Here is a 299-nt window from a genome sequence, read left to right on the forward strand (position 1 = left end):
TTCTTCGTGAACACGCTGGCGTTGCGGGTGGAGGTGTCGGGTTCACCGACGCTGGCGCAACTGTTGGCGTCTGTGAAAGAACGTGCGCTGCAAGCGCAGGCACATCAGGACATCCCGTTCGAGCAGGTGGTGGAACTGGTGCAGCCGCCACGCAGTCTGGCGCATGCACCGCTGTTCCAGGTGATGTTCGCGTGGCAGAACACGCCGCAGGGTGAGCTGGATCTTGGCGAACTCGAGGTCAGTGGGCTGGGTGCGACGCAGACGAGCGCGCAGTTCGATCTGTCGCTGTCGTTGGAAGA

General features: G+C 62.5%; 1 protein-coding gene. It reads left to right on the forward strand.

Going from position 1 to position 299, the window contains the following annotated elements:
• Positions 1–299 (forward strand): condensation domain-containing protein (locus XalbCFBP2523_RS16075; RefSeq protein ID WP_146084171.1); only part of this gene is annotated, 299 nt, incomplete at both ends.

The organism is Xanthomonas albilineans, assembly GCF_002939705.1.
Lineage (GTDB): Bacteria > Pseudomonadota > Gammaproteobacteria > Xanthomonadales > Xanthomonadaceae > Xanthomonas_A > Xanthomonas_A albilineans.